Below are 12481 nucleotides of genomic sequence, written 5' to 3'. Positions count from 1 at the left end.
TTTCTTCCGTTTCCCTTCCGTGCAGCCGCTCCGTACACCCGTGCACCCCATTTGCAGTCGGCCGAATCGCGCTCCGATCACCCCTCGGTAAGCTGACGGCATGACAGGACAAGTGCGTACCGTCGACGGCCGCGTGGCCGGCCGGCGTGGGCAGGCGACCCGGCAGAAGCTGCTCGACTGCCTCAGCGAGATGCTCAGCTCCTCCCCTTACCGGGACGTCAAGGTCATCGATGTCGCCCGGAAGGCGGGCACTTCACCCGCGACCTTCTACCAGTACTTCCCGGACGTCGAGGGCGCCGTCCTGGAGATCGCCGAGCAAATGGCCACCGAGGGCGGCCAGTTGACCGAGCTTCTGGCGGGGCGCTCCTGGGTCGGCAAGGCCGGCTGGGCGACCGCGCAGGAACTCGTGGACGGTTTCCTGGAGTTCTGGCGCAGGAACGACGCGATCCTGCGCGTGGTCGACCTCGGGGCGGCCGAGGGGGACAAACGGTTCTACAAGATCCGTATGAAGATCCTGAACTCGGTGAACAACTCCCTGACCGACTCCATCGCGGAGTTGCAGTCCAAGGGCAAGGTCGACAAGGACGTGAACCCGGCGGCCGTCGCCGGTTCGCTGGTCGCCATGCTCGCGGCCGTCGCCGCGCACCAGAAGGGTTTCCAGACCTGGGGTGTGAAGCAGGCCGAACTCAAGCCGAACCTCGCGCTGTTGGTGCACCTGGGCGTGACCGGGAAGAAGCCCACGAAGTAGTCCGCGTCCTGGGTCCTGTCTGCAGGCGGTGGTTCACCCCGAGGTGGGCCGCCGCCTGTTCCGCTGTGCGCTCCGTCACGCGCTTCGTCACGCGTTCTGTCAAGCGTTCTGTCACGCGGGCAGCGGACGGTCCCGGACCACGTGCTTCATCACCAGCGTCGAGGTGAGGCGCTGCACGCCCGGCAGGGTCGCGAGCCGTTCGTCGTAGAGCCGCTGGAAGGCGGCGAGGTCGGCGGTGGCGACCCGCAGCAGGTAGTCGGGTTCGCCGAAGAGCCGCTGCGCGTCCAGCACATGGGGGATCTCCGCGAGCGCCCGCTCGAAGTCGGCGACCGTGTCCCGGTCCTCCTGCCGCATGGACACGAAGACCAGCGCCTCGAAGCTCAGCCCCACGGCGGCCGGGTCCACCACCGCCCGGTACCCGCTGATCGCCCCCGACCGCTCCAGCTCGCGCAGCCGGCGGTGGCACGGCGAGACGCTCAGCCGCACCCGCCCGGCCAGCTCGGTCACGGTCAGCCGCCCGTCCTGCTGGAGCTCGGCAAGGATTTTCCGGTCCACGTCGTCCATGGGGCAGATTCTCCCCCGAAACCTCTGGTAGCGAGCAAATTTCGGCAACACTTTCGGGACAATCGCGCCTAATGTCCCCTCCATGGACACCGGACTCCTGCTCTCCTTCCTCGCCGTCGACCTGCTGCTGGTGTGCGTGCCGGGCGCCGACTGGGCGTACGTGATCGCCGCCGGGGTGCGCGGCCGCTCGGTGCCGCGTGCGGTGGCGGGCCTGCTCGCCGGGTACGCGCTGCACACCGCGCTGGCGGTCGCGGGGCTCGCGGTGCTGGTGGCCCGGTCGCCGCAGCTGCTCACGGCGCTGACCGTGGCCGGCGCCGGATACCTGCTGTGGCTGGGCTGGGGCGTCCTGCGCCGCCCGATGGTGCCGCAGGAAGGGGAGGCGGGGCCGCAGGGCTTCTGGCGGGGCGCCGCGATCAGCGGACTGAACCCCAAGGCGCTGCTGCTCTACCTCTCCGTGCTCCCCCAGTTCCTGGTCACGAAGGGCGGCCATGCCCCGGTGGCCGCCCAGACCGCCGTACTCGGCGCCCTGCACATGGCCGCGTGTGCCGCGGTCTACCTGGCCGTCGGCGCCCTCTCCCGCACCCTGCTCGCCGCCCGGCCCCGGGCCGCCCGCGCGGTGACCCGGACCTCGGGGGCGGCGATGCTCGGCATCGGGGCGCTGCTGCTGGGGGAACGGCTGCTGTAGCCGCTCCCCGGCCGTCAGCGGCGGTCCGGGGCGGTGAGGCCCTTGACCTCGCGGGCATCGAAGGTGCAGCGGCCGGTAGCGGTCCGACTGCGGGTGCGTGGGGGCCGGTCGCGCCCACGCGGCGGAGCCGCATACAGGCACAGCCCCGCGCCCCTCAGGGGGCGCTTTGCCCGCGGCTACCTCGGGGTCAGCCGGAAGATCCGGATCTCGCGGTCCACCCGCTCCTGGTAGGCGGCGTACGGCGGCCAGAACACCAGCAGCAGCCGCCAGGCCTCCGCCCGTTCGGCCCCCTCCAGCAGCCGGGCGGTGACCGGGATGTCCCGGCCCTTCCAGCTGATGTCGGCGTCGGGGCGGCCGAGGAGGTTGTACGTCCAGGCGGGGTGCCCGGTGCGCCCGAAGTTGGACCCCACGAGGAACCAGCCGTCACCGTCGGGCATGCACGCCAGCGGCGTACGGCGGGGCTGCCCGCTGCGCGCGCCGGTGGAGGTGAGGATCACGCCGGGCAGCAGCTGGGCGCTGAGCAGCACCCGGCCGCGGCTGAGCCGGTGCACGGCCCGGTCCAGGGCCGGGACCACGTGCGGGGCCACCTTGGCGAACCCCCGGGTGGCGGACACCTTCTGTACCAGCCGTTCGCCGATCACACCGCCACCTCCCGTCCCGCGAACAGCCCGGCCGCCTCGGCCGCGTGCGCGCGCAGCCGGTGCCCCGGCCCGAACAGCAGCTCGTCCCCGGCGGCCCGCTTGAAGTACAGATGCGCCTCGTGCTCCCAGGTGAACCCGATCCCGCCGTGCAGCTGGATGCCCTCCCCGGCGGCGGTCCGCAGCGCCTCCAGCGCCTGCGCGAGCGCCAGCCCGCCCACTTGTTCTCCGTGCACGGTCGCCCAGGCCGCGTAGTAGGCCGCCGACCGGGCCGCCCGCACCGCCACGTACACGTCGGCCAGCCGGTGCTTGACCGCCTGGAACGACCCGATCGGCCGCCCGAACTGCTCCCGCTGCTTCACGTACTCCACGGTGCGCTCCAGCGCCCGGTCGGCGGCCCCCACGGCCTCGGCCGCGAGCACGGCGGCCGCGAAGTCGCCGAGGCCGGCGAGGGCGGCCCGGACGTCGGTGTCCTCATCGGAACCGAGCAACTCGGCCTGCACATCGCGCAGTTGGATGCGGCCCTGGCTGCGGGTGGCGTCGAGGCCGGTCCGCCGGGTCCGTACGACCCCGGCGGTGTCCCCCGCCGCCAGGAAGAGGAGGACGCGCGAGCGGGCGTACCCCCCGGTGTGCGCGGGCACGAGCAGCAGACCGGCGCGGTGCCCGTCCAGCACCTGGTCGGCCTCCCCGTACAGCCGCCACCGGCCCGCCGCGCGCCGCGCCTGGACACCTCCGGCCCGGCCGCCGCCCGCCCAGTCGGCGGCGCCCGGGCCGGTGAGCGCGAGGGCGGTGCCGAGCCGGGTGCCGGGGACGGCGAGGGCGGCGGTGAGGCCGCCGTCGGCGATCCTCGGGAGCAGCTCGGCGCGCTGGGCGTCGGTGCCGAGGGCGAGCAGCAGCGGGGCGGCGAGGACGGCGGTGGCGAGGAACGGGGTGGGGGCCAGGGCCCGCCCCAGCTCCTCGGCGGCCAGGGCGACTTCGGTGCGGGTGCAGCCGGCGCCGCCGTACGCCTCGGGCAGGGCGAGGCCGGGCAGGCCGAGTTGTTCGCCGAGGGCGGTCCACAGGCCGGGGTCGTACCCCTCCGCCCTGTCGACGGCGGCCCGCACGTCCTCCGTACCGCAGCGTTTGTGGAGCAGTTCACGCAGGGCGCGCCGGATCTCGTCCTGCTCGTCGGTGAAGCGGGCGTCCATGACCGGACCTCCTGACGATCTGACGGCCCGTCATGCTAGGGGCGTCGGCTGCAGATGCACAGGGGCGGAGTCCAGCGGATCTGATGTACCGTCAGATTCATGACTGGACCCCGCAAGGTCGCCGTGGTCGGCGTGGCCCTGTCCGACTGCGGCCGGGTGGACGAGGCCACCCCCTACGCCCTGCACGCCCAGGCGGCCCGCCGTGCGCTGGCCGACGCGGGCCTCGGCCGGGAGGTGGTGGACGGTTTCGCGTCGGCGGGCCTGGGCACCCTGGCGCCGGTGGAGGTGGCCGAGTACCTGGGCCTGCGCCCCGCCTGGGCCGACTCCACCTCCGTCGGCGGCTCGACCTGGGAGGTCATGGCGGCCCACGCGGCGGACGCGATAGCCGCCGGCCACGCCAACGCGGTCCTGCTGGTGTACGGCTCGACGGCCCGCGCCGACATCCGGGCGGGACGGCGGACCGGGAACCTCTCCTTCGGCGCCCGCGGCCCCCTGCAGTTCGAGGTCCCCTACGGCCACACCCTCATCGCCAAGTACGCGATGGCCGCCCGCCGCCACATGATCGAACACGGCACCACCATCGAGCAGCTGGCCGAGGTCGCGGTCCAGGCACGGGCGAACGCGGCGCTGAACCCGGAGGCGATGTTCCGCACCCCCGTCACCGTCGACGAGGTCCTCTCAGGACCGATGATCGCCGACCCCTTCACCAAACTGCACTGCTGCATCCGCTCGGACGGCGGCGCGGCGGTCCTGCTGGCGGCCGAGGAGTACGTACGGGACTGCCGCACCGCCCCGGTGTGGGTCCTCGGCACGGGCGAGTGCCTCTCCCACGCCACGATGTCGGAGTGGGAGGACTTCACGGTGTCCCCGGCGGCGGTGAGCGGGCGGCTGGCCTTCCGGCGGGCGGGAGTCACGCCCGCCGACATCGACTTCGCGGAGATCTACGACGCGTTCACCTACATGACCCTCGTCACCCTGGAGGACCTCGGCTTCTGCGCGAAGGGCGAGGGCGGTGCGTTCGTGGAGAAGGGGCGGCTGCGGGTCGCGGGCGGGGAGCTCCCGGTGAACACGGACGGCGGCGGCCTGTCGGCCCAGCACCCGGGCATGCGGGGGCTGTTCCTCCTGGTGGAGGCGGTACGGCAGCTGCGCGGGGAGGCCGGGGAGCGGCAGGTGCGGCGGGCCGACGGGGGGCTGCCGGAGCTGGGGGTGGCGTCGGGGACGGGCGGCTGGTTCTGCTCGTCGGGGACGGTGGTGCTGGGGCGGGGGTGACCCGGGCTTCGCGAGCGGCTGCGGAAATCCGCGGGACGGCGGCAACCTCCCGGGCCCCGGCGGCAACTGTCGTACCGGAAGCTTCGATGTTCGAAGGACGTGCACCGCCGAATCGCGTAAGGATCCCTCCGTGGCCTCCTCCTCACATCGCCGCCGCCCGCAGCCGGACCGGGACTTCGAATGGCGCCCGGTGCGCGGTCCGTTGGTCGCGGTGGCCGCCGTGGCCGTCGTCGCCCTGGTCGCGACCCTGGTCGTGGCCTTCCGCCCCGGCGCCGCGGCCGGCGCCGCCGGGCAGGACCGGGCGGTGTCCGCGTCCGAGGCCGTGCCGAGCTCGTCGGCGGACACGGCCACGCCGACGTCACCGAAGCCGTCGGCCACGTCACCGAAGCCGTCGGCGAGCGGGCGGACCACCCCGTCGGCGTCCGCGTCGGCGACCCCGACCGCCACCCGGGCCGCCGCCTCGGCCGAGCACTCGGCGACCGGCACCGCCCGCACCCCGTCCACCACGGCCCCCGCGGCCGGCCGGATCCGCCCCGGCACCTCCTACCAGGGGGTCGCCACCTCCTACGACGTCGGCAACGGCGACGGCGCCTGCTCCTACGGCCCGACCTCCGACGTGATGACCGCGGCGATGAACACCGCCGACTACGAGACGGCGAAGGCCTGCGGGGCGTACGTCTCCGTCCGCGCGGCGAGCGGTGCGTCCATCACCGTACGGATCACCAACGAGTGCCCGGCGCCCTGCGCGGTCGGCCAACTCGACCTCAGCCGACAGGCGTTCGCGAAGCTGGCACCCCTGTCGGCGGGCCGGATCACGATCACCTGGAGCCTGCTGAGCCCGGCCACCTCCGACACGGTGTCGATCCGCTACAAGACCGGTTCCACCCAGTACTGGTGCGGCATCCAGGCGATCGGCCACCGCAACCCGCTGGCCCGCCTGGAAGTGCACACGAGCGCCGGCTGGCTGGCGCTGACCCGCACCGACTACAACTACTTCCTCTCCGAGCAGGGCACCGGCTGCGGCGCCGAGATCCGCCTCACCGACATCTACGGGGAACAGCTCACGGTGCCGGCCCTCGCCGTACGCCCGGACGTGGTGCAGCGGACCGGGGTCCAGTTCGCCCGGCACTGATGCAGCGCCCCAAAGGGGCGCTGGGGGTACCCCCGGCCGAAGGCTGGGGGAGGAACTGCGCGACCAGCCACGACGGCGCCGCGGTCGACAGTCGGCAGTCGGCAGTCGGCAGTCGGCAGTCGGCAGACGGCACATCGCGGCACTTCCAGCAGAGCGCTCAACCGCGGGCCGGCACGATGCGGTGGCCGCGGCGCGGCGCGGGGCCGTCGAGGAGGGCGACGCCGATGTGGCGGCGGCCGCGCACCCACGCCGTGGGCGTCATGACGAGCCCGGCGAAGGCGACGATCACGCTGGCCGGGAAGAGGACCGGCAGGGACTGCCCCGCCGGCAGGGCCCTGCCGCCCTCGTGGACGGCGTAGGAGAGGGCGGCGACGGTGACGAGGAGGAAGACCACCGACACGGCCGCCCAGACGTTCCGCACCCGCCGGGTGCGCGCGTGGTCGGCGACCTCGGCGAGGACGGACGCCGTACAGACGGGGCACTCCAGCTCGACCCGGTCCCGGCCCTCGGCCGGCCGGACCAGCCGGAAGTCGCGGGCGGCCCAGGTCACGGCCCGCGTCCTGCGCCGTCCGACATCGCCGTTTACATGGCGTACGGCCACTTTCACGGTCTTCGGTCCCCTCATGCCGGACAGTGTGGAGGCGGGGCACAGATGTTCGCAGCGGTTTGCTCGGTTGTGCCCCGGTGTTCGGCCGCAGGGCCGCCCGGCGGCCGCACGAGGTGGCTGATGGCACGGCTGCGGGAGGTACCGAGTGATACTCGGCACATGGCAGCAACGGATCTTCACGCGCTCCTGAAGTCGCTCCGCGTCTGGTCCCCCGGGACCACGGAGCTACGGCCGTTCGACCCGGACTCGGCGCCCGACGCCCCGCTCCCCCTCTTCGCCACGTGGTTCGAGGAGGCGGTGGCGGCCGGGCAGCCGGAGCCGCACACCGTGTCGCTGGCGACGTCGGACGAGGCGGGCCGGGCGGACGTGAGGATCGTGATGCTGCACGGCGCGGACGCGCACGGCTGGTCCTTCGCATCCCACGTGACCAGCCGCAAAGGGCATCAGCTGGCCGCCCGCCCGTACGCGGCCCTGGCCTTCTACTGGCCGGTGCTGGGCCGCCAGGTCCGGCTCCGGGGCCCCGTCACCGCGGCCCCGTCCGAGGAGAGCCAGGCCGACCTGCACGCCCGCTCGACGGGCGCCCTGGCGGCGGCGCTCACCGGCCGCCAGAGCGGGCTCCTGTCCTCGCTGGAGGAGTTGCGGGAGGAGTCGGAGGCGGCCTGGGAACGCGCCCGTACCGACCCGGCCGCGCCCTCCCCGACCTGGACCCTCTACCGCCTGCGCCCGCAGGAGGCGGAGTTCTTCCAGGGCGACCCGGACCGGCGGCACGTCCGGCTCCGGTACGTCGCGGAGGAGGACGGCGGGTGGCAGAAGCAACTGCTGTGGCCCTGAGCGGCCGTCCTCACGGCGCCTTCTCCGCGAGGTCGTACACCGCCCAGTCGGCCACCTGCCGATAGCCGATCCGCTGGTAGAGCGCGTTGCTCGTCGGGTTCGCGAGGTCCGCGAAGAGCAGGACCTCGGCGGCCCCCGCGGCCAGCGCCGCCCGGCTGACCTCCGCCGTCACCGCGCCGGCGTAGCCGCGGCCGCGCAGTTCCGGCGGGGTGTAGACGGGCGCGACCCGGACCTGGCCGGCGACGGCCAGGGTCACGCCCGCCATGGAGACGGGGGTGCCGTCGGGGGTCTCCCAGAGGGTGACGCCGTCGTAGGAGAGCCGGAAGTCGGCCCAGTCCGCGCCGTCCCGGCCCTCCCGCGTGCCCGCGTCGGCCACGAACCCCTCGTACCAACGGATCAGCAGGTCCCGGTCGGACGCGCCGGCGACCCGCGCCCGGCCCTCCGGCGCCGGGGAGGGGGCCTTCGGCTCGGCCAGCCGGTAGAGGCGCAGCGACTCCCGCAGCTCTCCCGGCGCCCCCGTCCGCCGTTCCCACTCCGCCGCGAACGCTTCCGCCATGGCACGCTCGGCGGAGAACCCGGGCACCGGGTGGCCGAGCGCGAGGAGGCGGTCGACCAGCCCCGCGGTCTCGTCGGCCGTGAGCGGGGTGGTGTGCAGGGCGTACGGAGGTGTGTGGAGCAGCGCGGCGGCCACGCTGCCGTCGCTCCGGGCCAGGTGGCCGAAGAACGGCGGCTGGTCGCCGTAGGCCCGCGGTCCGCGCCGCCGGAGCTGCTCGGTCACGGTGAGGGGAATGGTGTGCAGGTCCGGGCGGGAGCGGAGGAAGTCCTGTGCGTGGGCGAGGAATTCGTCGACATCGGAGGTGAAGTACCAGTCGGATGTGCCTCTTTCGGGAGCCATGGTCGATGATCCCGTCCGAACGCCGTACCGGGCACCTGAATTAGGGCGCCTGTGGCAGCATGGCGCGGTGCCGAACGTGGAGATCAATGGCCGGCGGGCAGACGTCGAGGACCTGCACCGGGTGGCGACGCGGAACTACGGGCACTTCACCTCCATGCAGGTGCGGGACGGGGCCGTGCGCGGTCTGGAGCTGCATCTGGGGCGGCTGGAGGGGGCCTCCCGTGAGCTCTTCGGCGTGACCGACGGCGACCCGGACCGGCTCCGGGAGTTCATCCGGCACGCGGTGCGCGGGGAGCGTGCCGCGTCGGTCCGGGTGGCGGTCGTCCCCGGTGCGCAGGAGCCGTCGGCGCCGGACGTCATGGTGTCGGTCACCGCCCCCGTGGCCGACACACCGGGCCCGGCCCTGCGGGTGCGCACCGTCGTCTACGAGCGGGAGCTGCCGCACCTCAAGCACCTGGCGACCATGGGGCTGACGTACCAGCGGCGCCGGGCCCGGGAGGCGGGGTTCGACGACGCCCTGTTCGTGGGCCGGGACGGGTACCTGCGCGAGGGCTCGATCTGGAACGTCGCGTTCTGGGACGGGGAGCAGGTCGTGTGGCCCGAGGCCCCGGTACTGCCCGGCATCACCATGCAGCTGCTGCAGGGCGGGGCGGCGAAGGCCGGTGTGCCGTGGTCGACCCGTCGCCTCACCACCGACGACCTGCCTTCGCTGCGCGCCGGAGCGGCGGCCTACTCCCACTGCCCCGCCCAGCCGCTCGCCGGCATCGACGACGTGCCCTTCCCCGGCGACGGTGCCGTCCTGACCGACGCGCTGCGCGCCGCCTGGGCCGAGGTTCCCTGGGATTCGATCTAGGCTTCCAGGGGGGTTCCGGGGTCCGTCGCGAGGCGGGCGTGCAGGTGTACGTCGCGGAAGGCGTCCTTGCGGCCGGCCTCGAACATCGCGCCGCGCAGTGTCCCCTCGTAGGCGAAACCGCATGACCGGGCTATGCGGCAGGACGCGTCGTGGCCGAGGGCGTGCCCCAGCTCAAGGCGGTGGAGGTCCAGTTCGGCGAAGGCCCACTCCGCCGCCAGGGCCAGGGCGTGGGTGGCGACCCGGCGGCCCCGCGCCTCGGGGAGCACCCAGTAGCCGACCCGGGCCGTCCGGAACGTCCGGTCGATCATGTTGACGCCGACGTGGCCGAGGGTCGTACCGCTCTCCGCGTCCGTGATCCGGAACGGCTCGCACGTGTCGTCCGCCGCCTGCCTGCGCAGGACGGCGCGGGCACCCGCGAGGTCGGTCACCAGGGTGAGCGGGGTGTTCCAGCGCCGGAAGTCCGGGTCGCTACGGGCCCGTAGCCACGCCTCGACCTGCGCCTCCGCGTCCGGATCCCAGCGGCCGAGCCGCAGACCGTGACCGTGCGGGGTGGGGTCGGTGCGGTGGGCGGCGGGCTGTTCGTCGGTGAGGGCCATGGGCCCATTGAAACGTGCGCGCCGGGCGAGGGCCCAGCGGGTTTCCGTGCATCGCCCGGCGGCCTGCCGGCGGGGTTCCGTGCATCACCGGGCAGCGGTCCGGTGGGGTTTCTCTGCGTGGGGCCGGCCCGGCTCAGTGCGTCGGTGCCGGGCGGAACACCGGGGCCCCCTCCCGGAAGGCGACCTCCAGTTCCAGTCCGGCGCGCATGGTCTCGGGGTCGGCGGTCACCAGCTCCGTCATCATGCGCGGGCCCTCCGCGAGGTCGACCACGGCGGCCACGTACGGGACGCGGTCGCCGAACGGCGGGAGGTCGTTTCGGTGGACCACGGACCAGGTGTAGAGGGTCGCGCGGCCGGTCGCCCGCTCCCAGGTGACGTCCTCGCTCCAGCAGTTCGGGCAGAACTCCCGGGGGTAGTGGTGGGCCCGGCCGCAGGAGCCGCAGCGGCGGAGCAGGAGCCGGCCCTCGGCCGCCGCCTCCCAGTAGGGGCGGGTGAAGGCGTCCGGTTCGGGGCGGTCGTATCGCGGGGGCTGTGCGCGTATCCCGTCGGAACTCGTCGCATCCATGAATCTGACGTTACGTCAGAACCCGAAGCGCAGCCTAGGCCCGGGTGAGGAAAGCCTGTGCATTTCCCATGGCTCTATGGGTCCCCCATGAGATCCCGGCAAATTGTTGACGATTTTGTCGGCGCGAGATTACGTTCGCAGCCGCAAGGCCAAGGAGCCCGGATACGAGGAGCAGCAAGGTGAAGCACAGGGCAGTGAAGCGCAGGACCGTGGTCATGGGGATCGGCGCCACGGCCGGTGTCGCGGCAGTCGGCGGTATCGCCCTCAGCGCGCAGGCGTCGAGCAAGTCCTCCTCGTCCTCGGACTCCCTCAAGTTCGACGCGGACGCCTATGCGAAGCTGACGACGACGATCACGGACACCGAGGGCACCGAGCACAATGTGACATACCACTTCTGGAAGGCGATCACCTACGTCGCCAACCCGGTGGACGCCACCTACCAGTCCCTGATCGTCAGCGCCCCGGTCGAGATCGACGGCACGGCGGTCGACCCGGCGAACGCCCCGATCCTGCTCGCCAACTCGATCGGCGGCTACATGCCCTCCTCCGTCGCGGACGCCACCGCGGTCGGCGGCGGCGGTTCGGCGATGGGCGGCGGCGCGGCCCCGAGCGCGGCGCCCAGCTCCTCCACCAGCGCGGCCCCCAACGCGAACGCCAACACCAACACCACCGGCGGCGCCACCGCCGGCAACCAGCTGCTCGCGCTGGCCGCCGGGTACGTCGTGATCGAGCCCGGCGCCCGCGGCCGTACCCTCAAGAACTCCGACGGCGAGTACTACGGCACCGCCCCCGCGGCGATCGTCGACCTCAAGGCCGCCGTCCGGTACATCAAGGCGAACCAGGGCCTGATCCCCGGCGACACCGAGCGGATCGTCTCCGCCGGTACGAGCGCGGGCGGCGCCCTGTCCTCGCTGCTCGGCGCGTCGGGCGACAGCCCGGTCTACGACAAGTACCTGGAGGAGCTCGGCGCGGCCGACGCCTCGGACGCGGTCTTCGCGGTCGGCGCCTGGTGCCCGATCACCGATCTGGAGCACGCCGACGGCGCCTACGAGTGGAACTGGGGCACCAACGACCTCGCCACCGGCAAGCAGGTCGACCAGTCCGTCTCCAAGGACCTGAAGGCCCAGTTCGCCGAGTACCAGGCAGGCCTGAAGCTGCGCGGTCTGGCCGGCTTCGGCCCGCTGACCGCCCGCAACTACGACGACTACCTGGTCGAGCAGTACCTCCAGCCGTCGGCCACCAGGTACCTCGCCGCGCTCTCGGACTCGGACCGCGAGACGTACCTGGCCAAGAACACCTTCATCACCTGGTCCGGCGGCAGGGCCGCCTTCGCGTGGGACGACTTCCTCACCCACGTCGGCGCCCGCAAGAAGGACACCCCGGCCTTCGACGCCTTCGACCTGTCGGCCGGCGAGAACAATGAATTCGGAGCGGGTACGACCGAGACCCGCCACTTCACGGCGTACGGCGCGAAGAATGACTCCACCGGCCTCAGCACCAAGCGGGTCGCCGCCGACGTCCCCGAGAAGCTGAACCTGATGAACCCGATGTACCACCTGGTGGAGAAGGTCAACGACCGCCGTTCCAAGCACTGGTGGATCCGCCTGGGCACCAGCGACTCCGACACCTCGCACGTCATCTCCGCGAACCTGGCGGCCCGCCTGGACAACCTCGGCGACGACGTGAACCACCTGTACTACTGGGACGAGGGGCACGGCGCCAACACCGACCCGGGCGACTTCATCACCTGGATCGGCACGGTGACGAGCTATGGCAAGGGCAAGAAGGGCAAGCGGAATTAACAGGCCACCGCGGAAGTAAGAAGCTCTCACAATCGTGATGGCCCTCTTGAAGCCGCGATAGCCTCCCCGAACGCGGTGTCCTTTTTCCCGTCTGTCTAAGGACACCGCC

14 protein-coding genes are annotated in these 12481 nt (G+C 73.0%); 7 read left to right on the top strand and 7 right to left on the bottom strand.

Annotation, left to right across the window (positions count from 1 at the left end):
- Positions 1–112: 112 nt before the first annotated feature.
- Positions 113–748: a TetR family transcriptional regulator gene (locus SSP29_RS19420; protein WP_089101959.1), complete on the top strand. Its 636-nt coding sequence runs from the start codon at positions 113–115 to the stop codon at positions 746–748.
- A gap of 111 nt (positions 749–859) precedes the next feature.
- On the opposite strand, the gene SSP29_RS19415 is transcribed toward SSP29_RS19420, so the two are convergent.
- Complete coding sequence (locus SSP29_RS19415; RefSeq protein ID WP_089101958.1) at positions 860–1312, bottom strand: Lrp/AsnC family transcriptional regulator; 453 nt, start codon at positions 1310–1312, stop codon at positions 860–862.
- Positions 1313–1394: 82 nt separating this feature from the next.
- Between SSP29_RS19415 and SSP29_RS19410 the strand changes: the two genes are divergently transcribed.
- Positions 1395–1997 carry a LysE family translocator gene (locus SSP29_RS19410; RefSeq protein WP_089101957.1) on the top strand — a complete coding sequence of 201 codons (603 nt, stop codon included), beginning with the start codon at positions 1395–1397 and terminating at the stop codon, positions 1995–1997.
- 176 nt (positions 1998–2173) lie between these two features.
- Here the strand turns inward: SSP29_RS19410 and SSP29_RS19405 are convergent, their stop codons facing one another.
- Together SSP29_RS19405 and SSP29_RS19400 are read right to left on the bottom strand one after the other, a co-directional pair.
- Positions 2174–2638: a nitroreductase family deazaflavin-dependent oxidoreductase gene (locus SSP29_RS19405; protein WP_089101956.1), complete on the bottom strand. Its 465-nt coding sequence runs from the start codon at positions 2636–2638 to the stop codon at positions 2174–2176.
- Positions 2635–3822, bottom strand: coding sequence for an acyl-CoA dehydrogenase family protein (locus SSP29_RS19400; RefSeq protein WP_089101955.1), 1188 nt, complete (start codon positions 3820–3822; stop codon positions 2635–2637). The genes SSP29_RS19405 and SSP29_RS19400 overlap by 4 nt, the downstream gene beginning before the upstream one ends.
- A gap of 99 nt (positions 3823–3921) precedes the next feature.
- Between SSP29_RS19400 and SSP29_RS19395 the strand changes: the two genes are divergently transcribed.
- Together SSP29_RS19395 and SSP29_RS19390 are read left to right on the top strand one after the other, a co-directional pair.
- Positions 3922–5091: a thiolase C-terminal domain-containing protein gene (locus SSP29_RS19395; protein ID WP_089101954.1), complete on the top strand. Its 1170-nt coding sequence runs from the start codon at positions 3922–3924 to the stop codon at positions 5089–5091.
- Between the two features lie 130 nt (positions 5092–5221).
- Positions 5222–6223: an expansin EXLX1 family cellulose-binding protein gene (locus SSP29_RS19390; protein ID WP_089101953.1), complete on the top strand. Its 1002-nt coding sequence runs from the start codon at positions 5222–5224 to the stop codon at positions 6221–6223.
- A 157-nt stretch (positions 6224–6380) separates the two neighbouring features.
- Here the strand turns inward: SSP29_RS19390 and SSP29_RS19385 are convergent, their stop codons facing one another.
- The gene (locus SSP29_RS19385; protein WP_089101952.1) at positions 6381–6848 is read right to left on the bottom strand and encodes a hypothetical protein; all 468 of its coding nucleotides are present in this window, start codon (positions 6846–6848) and stop codon (positions 6381–6383) included.
- 141 nt (positions 6849–6989) lie between these two features.
- Here SSP29_RS19385 and SSP29_RS19380 point away from each other — a divergent pair, with 141 nt between their 5' ends.
- Positions 6990–7661: a pyridoxine/pyridoxamine 5'-phosphate oxidase gene (locus SSP29_RS19380; RefSeq protein ID WP_089101951.1), complete on the top strand. Its 672-nt coding sequence runs from the start codon at positions 6990–6992 to the stop codon at positions 7659–7661.
- A 10-nt stretch (positions 7662–7671) separates the two neighbouring features.
- Here SSP29_RS19380 and SSP29_RS19375 read toward each other — a convergent pair whose 3' ends face one another.
- A complete protein-coding gene (locus tag SSP29_RS19375) occupies positions 7672–8556 on the bottom strand; it encodes a GNAT family N-acetyltransferase (RefSeq protein ID WP_089101950.1) in 885 nt (294 codons plus the stop codon).
- Positions 8557–8623: 67 nt separating this feature from the next.
- On the opposite strand from SSP29_RS19375, the gene SSP29_RS19370 reads away from it, so the two are divergent.
- Positions 8624–9409 (top strand): aminotransferase class IV, encoded by a 786-nt coding sequence (locus SSP29_RS19370; RefSeq protein ID WP_089101949.1) that lies wholly within the window; start codon positions 8624–8626, stop codon positions 9407–9409.
- Here SSP29_RS19370 and SSP29_RS19365 read toward each other — a convergent pair.
- Entirely contained in the window at positions 9406–10005 is a 600-nt protein-coding gene (locus SSP29_RS19365; protein WP_089101948.1) for a GNAT family N-acetyltransferase, read from the bottom strand. The two genes, SSP29_RS19370 and SSP29_RS19365, sit on opposite strands and share 4 nt — an antisense overlap.
- Before the next feature lie 133 nt (positions 10006–10138).
- Positions 10139–10570: a Zn-ribbon domain-containing OB-fold protein gene (locus SSP29_RS19360; protein ID WP_089101947.1), complete on the bottom strand. Its 432-nt coding sequence runs from the start codon at positions 10568–10570 to the stop codon at positions 10139–10141.
- 215 nt (positions 10571–10785) lie between these two features.
- Here SSP29_RS19360 and SSP29_RS19355 point away from each other — a divergent pair, with 215 nt between their 5' ends.
- Positions 10786–12372, top strand: a complete 1587-nt coding sequence (locus SSP29_RS19355; protein ID WP_089102398.1) for a subtype B tannase — start codon at positions 10786–10788, stop codon at positions 12370–12372.
- The last annotated feature ends 109 nt before the right edge of the window (positions 12373–12481 follow it).

Source organism: Streptomyces hyaluromycini, assembly GCF_002217755.1.
Classification (GTDB): Bacteria; Actinomycetota; Actinomycetes; order Streptomycetales; family Streptomycetaceae; genus Streptomyces; species Streptomyces hyaluromycini.
Note: the sequence above shows the minus strand (reverse complement) of the source record. Positions and strands in the feature narration are given on the sequence as shown.